This window comes from Amycolatopsis sp. cmx-11-12 (assembly GCF_046269425.1).
GTDB lineage: Bacteria > Actinomycetota > Actinomycetes > Mycobacteriales > Pseudonocardiaceae > Amycolatopsis.
Genome location: NZ_JADNQM010000001.1, coordinates 429,756 through 443,532 on the forward strand (window position 1 = coordinate 429,756; position 13,777 = coordinate 443,532).

The following is a 13,777-nucleotide window of genomic DNA, read 5'->3' on the forward strand; positions in this document are numbered from 1 at the left end:
GGCATTCTAGGTGGTCAGTGCGCCACTACCCGGGATCAGCCCAGAAGGCGAGCCTGAAGCCTGGTGAGTGGCCGCAGCGCCAGGAAAATCGGAACGGCCATCCCGAGCGCGACGAAGAAATGCACGATCCACGCCCCCACCAGCGTCGGCCCGCCCCACGTGCCCTCCGGATCGCTCCCCGACCAGAAGATCCCGTACGTCGCGATGCGCCCGACGAGGTACAAGAGCAACGACGCGAGCAGGAACGCGACCACACTCGGACCGAAGGCCGCCACGACCTGCGGCCGTCCCCCGCCGTCGTGCCCGAGCCAGCGCCGCGCGAGCCCACGCTGAACCTTCGCGCCACCGAGGAAGCCCGGAAGTGCGAGAAGCGCGTAGATCGCGCGTTTCCAGTCCGAAATCGTCATGTCCGGGACACTATGAGCCGCTGACCTGGGTAAACAGGGGGTCAACCGCCTTATCCGGTAGGGAAAACCGGAGGCCTTCTGTGGTGATCCACACGACTGGGGTGTGGATGCGCGCGAAACGTTCCCCGACGTCAGACGGGTATGCCACACTCGGTCGCCGAATGGCTACGACGTGAACAGGGGAGGTTCGCGTGTCGAACCCTGAGCAGCTCTTCGCTGATTTCGAGGCCAAGCTGGCCGACGCCCAGCGGAAGGCGAATCAGATGCGCACCGAGATCGAAAGTGTCTCGGTGTCGGAACGCAGCAAGGACGGCCAGATCTCGGTCAAGGTCAACCACGCGGGGAACCTGGTTGGCCTGGAGATCGGCCCGTCGGTGCGGGACAACCCGGCACTCGCGCAGGAGATCCTCCGTGTCGTCCAGAGTGCTCAGAGCAAACTGGCCGACGCGGTGCAGACCGGCGTCCCGTCCATCGCGGGCAGCGAGACGATGAACGAGCTGGTCAACCAGCTGCACAGCGAGTACCCGGAACCCGAGCCGACCGGCTACGTCGAGGGCGGCCACCAAACGGTGGACGAGGACGACCGCTTCGTCGCCGAAGACGAACTCGACGCTCCTCCGCCCCCGCCCACCCCCAAGCCGCCCGTGCCTCCGGCCCCTCCCGCCGCGCCGCCGCGTGCCGCGCGCAGGCAGCAGACGGACCACGAGGACGACTACTTCACCGGCGGCGACTTCCTGCGCTGAGCGGGTACTTGAGGAGGGGAAGAACATGGGTCAGCCACAAGGACCGGGCTTCCAGGTAGATCCGGCGGTTCTGCAAGCGCATCGCGACAAGCTGGATGGCCTCACCGGTCGGATCAACACGGCGCTCGCCGCCGCGGGACAGACGATGCATCCCGAGGCTTTCGGCCTGGTCGGGATCACGCTCGCTGCAGCCTTCGCGGTCGGGCAGTCAGTCGCGGAAGACGCGGTCAGAGCAGCCGCCGAAGCCGCCGACGATCACGCCGACCGTGTCGGGACGTGGCAGCAGCGCAAGGAAATTACCGAGGACGAGTACAAGAACCTCTTCAAGGTGCAGGACTGACGCATGGCTGAGAATCCCGTGATCACCACACCGAGCCCGAACTCTCCCAATCGCCTGGTCGCCACCGACGGCGCCGCGAAAGAGAGCCCGCTCGAAGGGGCGGGTCTGCTCCAGGACTTCGGTGACGCCGCGATCAAGATGGGGTCGGGAGATTGGGGTGAAGGGCTCGCCAATCTCGCGTTGGGGGGATTTTCCTTCGCCTCGGACATGTCGGACCCGCTCGGGGCCCTCGCCAAGGCGGGGATCGGCTGGGTGATCGAGCACGTGAGTTTTCTTCGGGAGCCCCTCGATTGGCTGACCGGCGATCAAGTCGCGTTGGAGAATCTGGGTGGTACCTGGAGCAACATCGGCGATGAATTGTCGAAGGTCGCTGAAGAGCTACGGCAGGACGTGGCGAAGGACTCGGCGAACTGGACCGGTCCCGCGGCCGACGCATACCGGGCTTTCGCGAACGATCGCGCCGACACCTACGAAGGTGTAGCGACCGGCGCACAAGGCATCTCGATCATGATCGCGTTGTGCAAGTCCATCCTCGCCGTGATCCGCAGTGTGGTGCGCGACCTCATCTCCGAGTGCGTCTGGAAGCTGATCTGGATCGTTTGCCGCTATCCCGGGCCCGCGATGCCGGCGGGCCTCGCCGCCGAGGGTGTTCCGATGGCGATCAAGTGGGCCACGAAGATCATGGACAAGGTCAAGCAGCTGACGAAGGCATTCGGCAATGGTTCGAAGCTGATCAAGCAGCTCGGCGAGATGTTCAGTCAGGCTTCGAGGCTCCTCAAGTCGGTCGATGGAAGCGCTGTGGCCAAGAACTTCGGCAAGGACGTTTCCGGATTGGCGAAGACCCTGGGCGACGACATCGCCAACCTGGGGGCGTATGCGAAGACGGCCGTCACCGACGTTTCGAAGGAGGTCGGCGACGAAGTGAAGAAGAAGGTCGCTGAGGTTCCTGCCGATATCGGCAAGGAGGCGGCGAAAGAGGCGACGAAGAAGGCAGGCGAAGCCGGCGACAAGATGATCAAGGGTGACGAGGACGACAAGAAGAAGGACGGAGTCATGGCTGACCGTCCCGGTGGCGCACAAGTCCAGCCGGTGTTCGATCAGCCTGGTGGCCAACGGATATCGGGGTCGATCTAGACCTGAACCGCACTGTTCGGTTTCCGGAGGTAACCATCAGATCCGCTGGCAAAACCGCAGTCACTTGCGCTGCGGCGTGGGTGTTGCTCGTCCTGTTCCTACTCGGCGTCGTGACGCTGTTTCGCTTGTCTGGCGTCCCCGCGACGACTACCGACTCCGACTCGGCGGATGCGGACGCTACGGCGTTCGTCGCTGAATGTGCAGAACGAGGGCCGGTTTCGCTCAAGGGTGCCGGTTTCTACTGGGAATGCACGGCAGAGGTGCAGGTGAATCCCGAGCGGCAGGCACGCCTGATCGAGTTCGGGCCCGACGAGTTGACCCCTGGCGATCGCGAGCGACCGATCTTCGTCAAGTACGCGAACGGTGATTGGCAGCGCAACACCGCGCATCCGTATGTGTTTCTCCGGGTTGTCGGACCGATAGCCGTCGGTGGCCTCGCATTTCTCATCTACGCCATCGGGATCAGGTCCATCGCCGGTTGGTTCGTGCCGTCGTTCACACGCAGCAAGAAGCCCGCTCACCCGACGGTCGTGTCACGCGAACTTCCCCTGGACCTGGCTTTTCCTGTTCCGGACGGTGGGGATCCGAAAGGTGTGTTCGCCGCGTTCACGTTCCTGACGGTGCTGGGAACCGGATTGCTCGTGATGGCGGGAACGATGATCGTGGCCGTCTTCCGCCTGATGCCGGACAACTGGGCCGCCTATCTCGTGGCTTTGCCGTTCGGGCTGCTGGGCGGGTCGGTACTTGTGGCCATCCCGTCCGCACGGCGCAGAATGAAGGTGGCCCAAGGGGCATCGGTCATCCCGGCCCGATTGACTGTTCGGGGTTTCCAGCAGACGGCGCGGGACGGCTCACCGAAGCAGCTTCACTGGTCCAAGATCAAGAAGTTCGTTTTCGAGGAGCGCCCGGGCGATCTGGTCGAGGTGCATCTCTCGGTCTTCAATGACGACGTGGTCGCGGACCTGGCCGAGCCGTTTCGTGCCCGATCACGTCACGGCTACCTGCTCAGCCCGTACGTGCCTCTCCACGAAGCCGAGCATTTGTCCACAGTGGTCGAGAACTTCAAGCCAGGGTTGACCAGTTGGCCGACCCGCGAGATCACTCGAGGTGGACTCGGCTTGATCGGGCCGGTGAAGAGCACGGTCGTCCGGTTGAGGCGAAAGGCCGGGGCAACCGTTCATGTGGACACTCGGGTTTCCTCCAGCCGTCCATCGGTACTCCGTGTCTTGCTGATGCTGACGACCTGTGCTCTGGTGATCTGGTCCTTGTCCATCGGCGCCTCCGGTGGGACGTCCGTGAACCTGTTCGTCATCTCCGCGCTGATGGTGGTCTATCTCGCCGTGTCCCTGTACCGAGGTCGGCGTGGGACCTTCGTGGTTCGCCAGAATTCTTTGGTCTGGCGCGAAACCGGGAAGAACGAGGTCCTGGTCGATCTCGCGAGTATCAACGGCATAGTCGTGAAGCCAGTGACTTCCGGCAACGGCCGGTGGTACTACTCCTTGCACGTAAAACCCCGCGAAGGTGACGAGTACCAGCTTGTCGACAAGGTCGGCCGCGCCGCAGCGAAACGAGTCTTGCGCGCGGCCGAGCGTGCTGTTGTCCTCCAGGGCTGACGCAGCAAGGCGGAAATATCCGACGCCCGCTGAAACGGGGCGCCGCCGGCGCCGATCACTCGGGGGGCTACGTGATCGACGCCGGCGACCCGATGCCCCGCTCTCGGCTTTCACCGGGATCGGGGCAACGTCACCGCGTGGACGCGGCAACGCATCTCAAGAGCGGGCGTGATCGCCGAAGTGACGCCCGGGGGAAGGTTATCCCCCGAAAGAGTGACGGCGTTCCGCTGCTCGCCTGATTGTCGCACTACGCGCCGGGAAAGTTACAAAGTTCTTCACATCTTCGCCGGGTGAAGGGACATGACCGGACAACTCCTGGTCATGGCATGGTTTCCTCCATGACTTCTCAGGTGCTGGTCATCGGGTCCGCCAATGCCGATCTCGTCGTTCCGGTCGACCGGCGACCCGGTGGTGGCGAAACCGTACTCGGTGGCGACACGGTCTTGTCGCCGGGTGGCAAAGGCGCCAACACCGCGGTCGCCGCGGCCCGGCTCGGGGCCGACGTCGCCCTGCTCGGAGCGGTCGGCGACGACCCGTACGGTGAATTGCTCAAGCGTTCGCTCGGCGAGTCCGGGGTGAACACGACGCCGTTGCGCACGAGCGAGCGTCCTACCGGGATCGCGTACATCACGGTCACGCCCGACGGCGAGAATTCGATTCTCGTCTCGCCCGGCGCCAACTCCGGTTTGCGGCCCGAGGACATCGATCTCGACGGCGCCGAGATCGTGGTGCTGTCGCTGGAGATTCCACTTGAAACCGTCGAGCACGCCGTGGCGAAGGCGGCCGAGGCCGGAGTCCGGACGCTGCTGAACCTGTCGCCGGCTGCCGAGCTTTCCGCGAAAACACTCGAGAACCTCGACGTCCTGCTGGTCAACGAGCACGAGGCGGCGTTCCTCCTCGGCGGCGAGGCCGATTTCCTCAAGCTGCTCGACCTCGGTCCGAAGGCCGCTGTCGTGACGCTCGGCGCGAAGGGAGCGGCGGTGGTGACCGCGGACGGTGTGACGGAGGTGTCGTCGCCGAAGGTCGAGGCTGTCGACACCACGGGTGCCGGTGATGCCTTCGCGGGTGCGCTCGCCACGTCGCTCGCGAAGGGCGACGAGTTGGCCGACGCGGCTCGTAAGGCGGTGAAGGTGGCGGCGATCACTGTGACCCGTCAGGGGGCGCAGCCGTCCTACCCGACAGCATCCGAACTGGAATGATGTCTTCGTCTGTGTTGTGCTGTTGGCTATGAGCCAGGTCACGTCCCCTATGAGATATGGTCTAGACCATGCCGTCTGAGTCACTGACCGGGGTCGCCGTCAGTCCCGGCCGCGCGAGCGGTCCTGTCGTCCGAGTCGCCGAACCCCTCGGCGAACCCGCGAGCACACCGGCACCGGCCGATCCCGCCGCCGAGGCTGCCCGGATCGACCCGGCCGCGCAGATCGTGGCGGCCCGGCTCGAAAAGCTGGCCGAGACCGCGACCGGCGAGGCCGCGACGATCCTCATCACCACCGCGGCGATGGCGGCCGACCCGGCGCTCGTCTCCTCGGCGGAGCAGCTGGTCAAGAACCAGAACCTGCCCGCGCCGCGTGCGGTGTACCAGGCGGCGGGGAAGTTCGCCGACGCGCTCGCGGCCGCCGGCGGCTACATGGCCGAGCGGGCCCGCGACGTGCTCGACGTGCGCGACAGGCTCGTCGCCGAACTGCTCGGCATCGCGCCTCCTGGCGTTCCCGATCTGGACGCGCCGAGCGTGCTCGTCGCGCGCGACCTCGCCCCCGCCGACACCGCCGGGCTCGACCCGGAGAAGGTGCTCGCGCTCGTCACCGAAGAGGGCGGCCCCACCAGCCACACCGCGATCCTCGCCCGCGCGCTCGGCATCCCCGCCGTCGTCGCGGTCCGCGGAGTCCTTTCCCTCGACGCGCAAGCGCTTGCGGTGGACGGTGACACCGGCGTGGTCGAGGTCGCGGACCCGAACGCCGAGATCGTCACGGCCGCCAAGACCGGCGCGATCGACTGGGACGGCACCGGCGCGACCGCCGATGGCCACCGTGTGAAGGTGCTCGGCAACGTCGGTTCCGCTACCGACGCCCAGGCCGCGGCCGAGGCGGGCGCCGAAGGCGTCGGTCTCTTCCGCACCGAGTTCTGCTACCTCGACGCCTCCGCCGAGCCGAGTGTCGAAGAGCAGCGCAAGGCCTACACTGCCGTGCTCTCGCCGTTCCGCGGCAAGCCGGTCATCGTCCGCACCCTCGACGCGGGCGCCGACAAGCCCCTCGCCTTCCTGGAGCCCGAAGCCGAGCCCAACCCTGCGCTCGGCGTACGCGGCCTTCGTGTCGCTTTCGACCGGCCCGAGATCCTCGACCGCCAGCTCGAGGCCATCGCGGGTGCCGCACAGGACTCCGGTGCCGAGGTATCGGTGATGGCGCCGATGGTCGCCACCGCCGCCGAGGCCGCGTGGTTCGCCGAGCGCGCCCGTGCCGCCGGTATCGCCCGCGCGGGCGTGATGATCGAGATCCCGGCCGCCGCGCTGACCGCCCGCGAGATCCTCGACGCGGTCGACTTCGTCTCCGTCGGCACCAACGACCTCGCGCAGTACACCTTCGCCGCGGATCGCCAGCTCGGCGCGGTCGCCAAGCTCAACGACCCGTGGCAGCCGGGGCTGCTGCGCCTGCTCAAGGTCATCGGCCAGGCCGCCAAGGACACCGGCAAACCCGCCGGTGTCTGCGGTGAGGCCGCCGCCGACCCGCGGCTCGCGCTGGTCCTTGCCGGGCTCGGCCTGACGAGTCTGTCCATGAACGCTCCGGCGGTCCGGGCAGTGGGCGCGAGCCTGGCCGCCACGACGCTGGCCGAATGCGAGGCACTGGCCGAGGCGGTCTTGGCCACGTCGGACCCGGTGTCCGCGAGGCAGGCCGCCGCCCAGCGATAGCAAAGGTCCCCCGCTCTCCGAATCGGACGGCGGGGGATGTCGAAATCCGGTCCACCGCTTCGACGCCTTGGTGAAGACACCAAGTGCGACGAAAGGAACCGGACCATGACGACCACCGAGACTCCGACACGGGCAGGCCGCCGGGAGTGGGTCGGGCTGGCCGTACTGGCCCTCCCCACCTTCCTGGTCTCCCTCGACGTGTTCGTGCTGATCCTCGCGCTGCCGAAACTCAGCCAGAGCCTCGGCGCCGATAGCACCCAGCAGCTGTGGATCATGGACGTCTACGGCTTCATGATCGCCGGGTTCATGGTCACCATGGGCACCCTCGGCGACCGCGTCGGCCGCCGGAAACTGCTGCTCATCGGTGCCACGGCGTTCGGCCTGGCCTCCGTGCTGGCGGCGTTCTCGACCAGCGCGCTGATGCTCATCGCCGCCCGCGTGATCCTCGGGATCGCCGGTGCGACGCTGGCGCCGTCGACGCTCGCCCTGATCAGCAACCTGTTCCTCGACAACCGTCAGCGTTCCCTCGCGATCGGCATCTGGGCGGGCTGCTTCACCGTCGGAGCGATCGTCGGGCCGGTGGTCGGCGGCGTGCTGCTGGAGCACTTCTGGTGGGGTTCGGTGTTCCTGCTCGGTGTCCCCGCGATGGTCCTTCTGCTGGTCGTCGGGCCGAAGTTCCTGCCCGAGTACCGGAACGAGAACGCCGGCCGGATCGACCTGCCGAGCGTCGCGCTCTCACTGGCCACGATCCTGCCCGCGGTCTACGGCATCAAGGAACTCGCCCGCGACGGCGTGCACGTGATCCCGGCGGCTTCGCTCCTGATCGGGCTCGGCTTCGGCGTGGTGTTCGTACGGCGCCAGCGCTCCATCGAGGAGCCGTTGATCGATCTGAAGCTGTTCCGCAGCCGCGCGTTCACGACCGCGCTCGGCGGGATGTGCGCGTTCACCATGCTGGGCGGCACGACGATGCTCTTCGTCGCGCAGTTCTTCCAGATCGTGGCCGAACTTTCGCCGGTCGGTGCCGCGCTGGCGTTGCTGCCGGGCATGCTCGCGTCGACCGTCAGCTTCCTGGCCGCGCCGATCCTCGCCCGCCGCTTCCGCCCGGCGACCCTGATCTCCGGCGGGCTGGCGGGCGCGATCGCCGGATTCCTGCTGCTGACGCAGGTCGAAGCCGGTACCGGACCGGTGATCCCGTCGATCGCCTTCGCCATCACCTGCCTGTGCGGCGGCCCGCTGATCACCCTCGGCACGGATCTGGTCGTCGGTTCCGTGCCGCCGGAGAAGGCCGGTTCGGCGGCCTCGCTGTCGCAGACCGGCAACGAATTCGGCTACGCGCTGGGCATCGCGACCGTCGGGACACTGGGCAACGCCGTCACCCAGGCTCGGCTCGCCGACGCTGTCCCCGCGCACGACGCGTTCGCCAGCGGGATGCACGCGGTGTCCGGACTGGCCGCGCTGGTGCTGGCGGCGGTCGCCTTCTTCGTGCTCAGGCACCTCCGGCACGTGCGGCCGGTGGGTTCCTAACCGAAGAAGCCCCGCCGCGGGTACTTGATGATCAGCGACCCCCCGTGCACGCGCCCGGTGATGACGAACCGGGGCGTGCCGGGGCGGCCGTTCGACCGGGTCCGGTCGTCGAGGTTGCCGAACTTGATGTCGGTGATCGAGTTGGTGTCGACGGCGCCGTTCTCGGGGATGGTGATCTCCACCGGCCCCCACTTGGCCTGTAGCTCGATATGCACCACCGGGTGCTGGATCTCGGCCTGGGAGAAGTCCAGTTTCGTGGCGCCGTACTTGTTCCGGATCACCATCGACTCGGGGACCAGCCAGTTCCCGTTGCGCTGCAACGCCGAGTACTTGCCGTTGAGCTCCATGACCTGTCCGGACGGCTGGCCGTAGGCGTGCGGGCTGGGCGGCGCCCACGGGTTCTGCTGTTGACGCGGCACCATTCCCGCTTCGGGATGCACCAGCCCCGGCAGATCCGTGAGCACCGCGTTCAGCTCACCGCGGGTCTTCGAGGCGAGGGCGCGGTCGGTCCGCTCGGTGAACTCGTCGAGGTTCAGCATCCCGAGGCCGATCGCCTTCTGCAGTACTTCGATGACGTGTTCGCGCTCCGCGTCGGAGACCCGGATGTCCCGACCGGTCAACGGCTTGGTTTCGGTCGTCGGCTGCTCTTCCTCGCCCATGCTGGGAATGGTAGAACCGGATCTCACGCGCGAGATCGGGGAAATACCCTGAACAGACCCGCATTTCTCCCCTGTGCCGCCCTGATGGCGGCGTTCCTTCTGCTGGCCGGTTGTACCGTCGAATTAGACCCGCCGGAGGCCGTTCCGGTGTCGACACCTTCGCAGCCTTCGAAACTCGCAGGCGAACCGGTGGACTACAGCGGTTTCCGGCTCGTCATGGCGACTTCGCCGCCGTCGGTCCTCGATCCCGCCACCGGCGCGACGACGCCGTTGCCCGGCGCTCCGGGCGGAGACCGGGTCAACGACGTCCTCCGCGTCGGCAAGTTCCCGGTCGTGCTGTCGGCCGCCCGCTGCGGTCCGTCGTGCTTGGAGCCGTCCGAAGTATTCGTCTACGGGGACACCAAGAACCAGCCGTGGAAGCTGGGCAAGGCCCGCAGCGTGGCCCCGTCGGCCGACGAGAGCGGCGTCTGGCTGATCCGCGACGACGGCAACGACCTCTGCCGCCTCCAGTACGTCTCCCTGCTCGGCGCCGAACGCGGCCGCGGCCGTCCGGCGAGTTGCACGACGGCGGTGCGCCAGGAGGTGTCGAAGGGCCTGCTGATCACGGTGAACAGCGGCACGGCCACCGCCGAGGACGTGCTGATCGATCCCGCCACCGGCCGCGCCGTGCACCAGTTCCCGCGGGTACTGGCGGTCACCAAGGACCGGATGCTGCTCGCCGAGCTGACCAAGTTCTCCGTGCTCGACCTGCGCAACGATCAGCGCATGCCGGTCGAACGGCCGGTGGCCAACGGCACGCCGGGCCAGGTGGTGCCGAGTCGCGACGGATACAAGATCGCCGTGCTGTTCGGCGATCCCGCCTGGGCCGGGACGAGTACGCAGACCGCCGACGTCTGGGTGCTCGCCCTCGACACCCTGACCTGGACACACGCGCCGTCGATGCCGATCGCGACCCCGCTCAAGCAGGTCGCGATCGAATGGTCCGAGGACGACGCACTGGTGATCGCCACCGACGTCGTCGCGAGCTGGCGCCTCGACCGGCCGCGGTGGACGGTCGTCAAGACGCCGTTGCCCGCAGACCGGAACCGGCAGGTGGTGGCCGTCCCCCAGGGCTGAGCTACTCAGTGTCTCTCAAAGCGCGCTTTCGGATTTCCGCAGCCGGGCCGCGGCATCGGCTGGTCGCTCACTCAGCCGTGTCAGCGGCCCGCCTCCGCAAATCCGAGGCCTCCGGCCGATAAAGACGCGCGCGCGTGTCCTCTCCCAGCCTGCCCACTTCAGTTTGGGAGATACGTTCTACTCCTCGTCCAGCCCGTGTTCGATGGCGTAGCGGGCGAGTTCGACGCGATTGTGCAGCTGGAGTTTCCGCAGCGTCGACTGGACGTGGTTCTCCACCGTCCGATGCGAAAGCACGAGCTTCTCGGCGATCTGCCGCGCCGTCATCCCCTTCGCGACCAGGCGCAGGACGTCGGTCTCGCGTTCGGTCAGCCGCGGCGGGGCCGGCCCGTCGTCCGGGGCGTCGGCCATGCGGCGGTATTCGCCGAGCACGAGTCCCGCGAGCCCGGCGGTGAACACCGGATCCCCCGCGGCCGTCCGCTTGACCGCGTCCACCAGTTCGCTCGCCGAAGCCGATTTGACCAGGTACCCGGACGCCCCGGCCTTCACCGCCTCGAGGACGTCACTGTGCTCACCGCTCGCGGACAGCACCAGGACCTTGGTCGACGGCAGTTCCGTGGTGATCTCGCGGGTGGCGTCGACACCCGACGTCTCGCCGAGGTTGAGGTCCATCAGCACGACGTCCGGCTGGACCGTGCGCGCGATCCGCACCGCGGCGGGCGCGTCCGGCGCGGTGGCCCGCACGTCGAAACCGTGCTCGGCCAGGTCGCGGGCGACCCCGTCCCGCCACATCGGATGGTCGTCGACCACCATCACCGACACTCCGGATGTACCGGTCATCGCTTTCCCCTCGCCGCGACTGGAACCTTGACTTCCCATTCCGTGCCCTGGCCCGGCGCGGTGTCCAGGGCGATGCTTCCGCCCAGATCCCGCACGCGGCCCTTGATGGACTCCGCGATACCTAGATGTCCCTCGGCCGCCGCTCGTTCCAGTTCGCCGGGCTCGATTCCGGGACCATCGTCGCGGACGCTGACCACGACCTCGGTGCCGAGGTCTTCCAGCAGCACCCAAGCATGCGCTTCGGGACCCGCGTGTTTCTCGACGTTCAGCAGCGCCTCGCGGGCCACCGCCACCAGTTCCGCGGTGACGTGCTCCGGCAGCCGGACCTCACCGGCAGGCGTCGAGACCTGCACGGACGGCGTCGCGAGCAGTTGCAGCGCGGCCCGGAGGTCGGTGGTCCCGTTCGCGCTCGGCCGGGTCGGCTCGGTGGTGACCAGCGCCCGCAGCGCGATCTCCTGCTCACCGGCCAGTTTCGCCAGCTCGGCGGCCTCCCCGCCGAATTCGGCGCCGCGTTTGCGCACCCTGGCGAGAACCTGGAGGACGCTGTCGTGGATCGAGCGGGCGAGCCGTTCCCGTTCGGCCGTCGCGGCCTCCATGCGCAACGCCCTGGTCAGCGCGTCCGCGGACCGGCGGGCCATGGTCGCGGCCAGCCCGATCACGAACCCGCTCGCGGTCAGCAGGAAACCGTCCCGCGCGACGTCGACGTCGAACCGCCAGCGCACCAGTCCGGTGACCACCGAGACCACCAGCCCGGCGAACACCCCGCCGAGCGCGCCGAACCGCGTCCCGGCCACCGCGGGCGGGACCGCCGCCCACACCGTCGTGATGAGTGGGGTGTTGGCGTCGAACTGCGCGGTGGACAGGACCCACGCCGACGTGAACATGAGGACGACGGTCACCGCGAGATCGACGCCGACCAGCCACGGCCATCGGCTCGACGGCCGCGCGTAGAACACGCTGCTGAGCACCGTCCACGCCGTCATCACGCCGAACGCCACCCACGCCAGCCACTGCTTCGCGTAGCCGTCGTAGTGGACGATGAACGAGCCGAGCGCGAAGAGCAGCGTCGTCACGCGAAGCACGATCACCCCGCGCCACAGCGGAGTGGCCGGGTCCCGCGTGCCGAGCGCCGAGACGGCTCGCCAGAGCGGGGTGTTGGTCACGACTCTGCTTCGGCCGTTTTCTCGGCGTCGTTCGGCTGCGCCGCCTGATCCCGCAGGACGTCGATCTCCTCCGGATCGGGATCCTGTTCATGCAGCAGCGACCGGATACCGGCGTTGAGCACCGCGAGCAACGGCACCGACAGCAGCGCACCGGCGATCCCGGCGGTGACCAGACCGGCGGTGATCGCGAGCACCACGGCGAGCGGGTGCAGCTTCACCGCGCGGCCGAGCAGGATCGGCTGCAGCACGTGGCTTTCCAGCTGCATGACGCCGATGACGATGGCCAGCACGATCAGCGCGCCGACGACGCCCTTCGTCACCAGCGCGATCAGCACGGCCACCGCGCCGGCGATCACGGCGCCGATGATCGGGATGAAGGCGCCGAGGAAGACCAGCGTCGCCAGTGGGATCACCAGCGGCACGCCGACGATCGCCAGCCCGATGCCGATGCCGACCGCGTCGACCACGGCCACCGCCGCCGTCGCGCGGACGTAGCTGACCAGCGACGCGAACCCGCGCCGCCCGGCGACGTCGACCCGGTTGCGCACCCGGCCGGGCACGCCGCGGACGAGGAACTTCCAGATCTGGTCGCCGCCGGAGAGGAAGAAGATCAGGATGAACAGCGTCAGGATGAAGCCGGTGACGATCTCGCCGACCGTGCCCGCCGTGGTGAGCGCGGTGGTGGTGATCGACGCCTGGTTGTTCTGCAGGAAGCCGATCGCTTGGTTGATGAACTCCTGGATCTGCTCCTGGCGCAGGTGCAGCGGCCCGTCGATGAGCCAGGCCTTGATCTGGTTGAGGCTTTCGGTCAGCTGCTTCTGCAACTCCGGCAGGCCGGAGGAGAACTGTGCGACGACGAACGTCAGCAGCCCGCCGAGTACCGCGAGCCCCGCGATCAGCACGATCCCGGCCGCGAGCCCGCGCGGGAACTTCAGCAGCATCAGTTTCGACACCGCGGGCGCGAGCAGCGCGGCGAGCAGCAGCGCGATCGACAGCGGGATGACGACCACCGACAGGTAGCCGATCAGGAACACGATGACGTAGAGCGCGGCGATCACCACGATGAACCGCCACGACAACGCGGCGCCGATCCGCAGGCCGCGGGGCACCAGGTTGGTGACGTCTTCGGTGGATTCGGAGAGGAAAGGGTTCGCCGGGTCGAATTCCGGCTGTTTGCGCTGGGGCTCGCTCACGCGCTCACCGTATCGGTCCGGGACGACGTTCTTGAGCATTCCGGGCAACGCGCACGAGTCGAATTCGCCCGAAGCGACGCTTGACACACCGCCCGGTGATCGACTCAGGAGTAACCGGGCCCCGCCAGCATTGATCACTGATCGTA

At 67.8% G+C, this 13,777-nt stretch carries 13 protein-coding genes; 8 read left to right on the forward strand and 5 right to left on the reverse strand.

The annotated features are described in order from the left end of the window. Positions 1–35: 35 nt before the first annotated feature. Positions 36–407, reverse strand: coding sequence for a hypothetical protein (locus ACLARN_RS02050; protein ID WP_409489564.1), 372 nt, complete (start codon positions 405–407; stop codon positions 36–38). 191 nt (positions 408–598) lie between these two features. On the opposite strand from ACLARN_RS02050, the gene ACLARN_RS02055 reads away from it, so the two are divergent. The 7 genes from ACLARN_RS02055 to ACLARN_RS02085 all read left to right on the forward strand — a co-directional run bounded on the left by ACLARN_RS02055 (position 599) and on the right by ACLARN_RS02085 (position 8,663). Beyond that, entirely contained in the window at positions 599–1,150 is a 552-nt protein-coding gene (locus ACLARN_RS02055; protein WP_409489565.1) for a YbaB/EbfC family nucleoid-associated protein, read from the forward strand. A gap of 25 nt (positions 1,151–1,175) precedes the next feature. Then, positions 1,176–1,490, forward strand: a complete 315-nt coding sequence (locus ACLARN_RS02060; RefSeq protein WP_409489566.1) for a hypothetical protein — start codon at positions 1,176–1,178, stop codon at positions 1,488–1,490. Positions 1,491–1,493: 3 nt separating this feature from the next. Further along, on the forward strand, positions 1,494–2,624 hold the full coding sequence (locus ACLARN_RS02065) for a WXG100 family type VII secretion target (RefSeq protein WP_409489567.1): 1,131 nt from the start codon (positions 1,494–1,496) through the stop codon (positions 2,622–2,624). A gap of 35 nt (positions 2,625–2,659) precedes the next feature. Beyond that, a complete protein-coding gene (locus ACLARN_RS02070; RefSeq protein ID WP_409489643.1) occupies positions 2,660–4,237 on the forward strand; it encodes a DUF6346 domain-containing protein in 1,578 nt (525 codons plus the stop codon). Positions 4,238–4,575: 338 nt separating this feature from the next. Continuing rightward, positions 4,576–5,436, forward strand: coding sequence for a ribokinase (locus ACLARN_RS02075; protein WP_409489568.1), 861 nt, complete (start codon positions 4,576–4,578; stop codon positions 5,434–5,436). A gap of 68 nt (positions 5,437–5,504) precedes the next feature. Further along, positions 5,505–7,139 carry a phosphoenolpyruvate--protein phosphotransferase gene (gene ptsP, locus ACLARN_RS02080; protein WP_409489569.1) on the forward strand — a complete coding sequence of 545 codons (1,635 nt, stop codon included), beginning with the start codon at positions 5,505–5,507 and terminating at the stop codon, positions 7,137–7,139. Positions 7,140–7,244: 105 nt separating this feature from the next. Beyond that, entirely contained in the window at positions 7,245–8,663 is a 1,419-nt protein-coding gene (locus tag ACLARN_RS02085; RefSeq protein ID WP_409489570.1) for an MFS transporter, read from the forward strand. Here ACLARN_RS02085 and ACLARN_RS02090 read toward each other — a convergent pair. Beyond that, complete coding sequence (locus ACLARN_RS02090) at positions 8,660–9,322, reverse strand: DUF1707 domain-containing protein (RefSeq protein WP_409489571.1); 663 nt, start codon at positions 9,320–9,322, stop codon at positions 8,660–8,662. The genes ACLARN_RS02085 and ACLARN_RS02090 overlap by 4 nt on opposite strands. A 147-nt stretch (positions 9,323–9,469) precedes the next feature. Between ACLARN_RS02090 and ACLARN_RS02095 the strand changes: the two genes are divergently transcribed. Continuing rightward, positions 9,470–10,438, forward strand: a complete 969-nt coding sequence (locus ACLARN_RS02095) for a hypothetical protein (RefSeq protein ID WP_409489572.1) — start codon at positions 9,470–9,472, stop codon at positions 10,436–10,438. Between the two features lie 177 nt (positions 10,439–10,615). Here ACLARN_RS02095 and ACLARN_RS02100 read toward each other — a convergent pair whose 3' ends face one another. From ACLARN_RS02100 to ACLARN_RS02110, 3 genes are read right to left on the reverse strand one after another with little or no spacing between them, the layout of a single operon-like run. After that, positions 10,616–11,275: a response regulator gene (locus ACLARN_RS02100; protein ID WP_409489573.1), complete on the reverse strand. Its 660-nt coding sequence runs from the start codon at positions 11,273–11,275 to the stop codon at positions 10,616–10,618. After that, positions 11,272–12,438: a MacS family sensor histidine kinase gene (macS, locus tag ACLARN_RS02105; protein ID WP_409489574.1), complete on the reverse strand. Its 1,167-nt coding sequence runs from the start codon at positions 12,436–12,438 to the stop codon at positions 11,272–11,274. The genes ACLARN_RS02100 and macS overlap by 4 nt, the downstream gene beginning before the upstream one ends. Further along, positions 12,435–13,631, reverse strand: coding sequence for an AI-2E family transporter (locus tag ACLARN_RS02110; RefSeq protein ID WP_409489575.1), 1,197 nt, complete (start codon positions 13,629–13,631; stop codon positions 12,435–12,437). The genes macS and ACLARN_RS02110 overlap by 4 nt, the downstream gene beginning before the upstream one ends. Positions 13,632–13,777: the final 146 nt, after the last annotated feature.

Bases quoted from the DNA above. Each gene is read 5' to 3' on its own strand.
- ACLARN_RS02050 (WP_409489564.1), bottom strand. From the start codon at position 407: ATGACGATTTCGGACTGGAAACGCGCGATCTACGCGCTTCTCGCACTT.
- ACLARN_RS02090 (WP_409489571.1), bottom strand. From the start codon at position 9,322: ATGGGCGAGGAAGAGCAGCCGACGACCGAAACCAAGCCGTTGACCGGT.
- ACLARN_RS02085 (WP_409489570.1), top strand. From the start codon at position 7,245: ATGACGACCACCGAGACTCCGACACGGGCAGGCCGCCGGGAGTGGGTC.
- ptsP (WP_409489569.1), top strand. From the start codon at position 5,505: ATGCCGTCTGAGTCACTGACCGGGGTCGCCGTCAGTCCCGGCCGCGCG.
- ACLARN_RS02065 (WP_409489567.1), top strand. From the start codon at position 1,494: ATGGCTGAGAATCCCGTGATCACCACACCGAGCCCGAACTCTCCCAAT.
- ACLARN_RS02075 (WP_409489568.1), top strand. From the start codon at position 4,576: ATGACTTCTCAGGTGCTGGTCATCGGGTCCGCCAATGCCGATCTCGTC.
- ACLARN_RS02060 (WP_409489566.1), top strand. From the start codon at position 1,176: ATGGGTCAGCCACAAGGACCGGGCTTCCAGGTAGATCCGGCGGTTCTG.
- ACLARN_RS02100 (WP_409489573.1), bottom strand. From the start codon at position 11,275: ATGACCGGTACATCCGGAGTGTCGGTGATGGTGGTCGACGACCATCCG.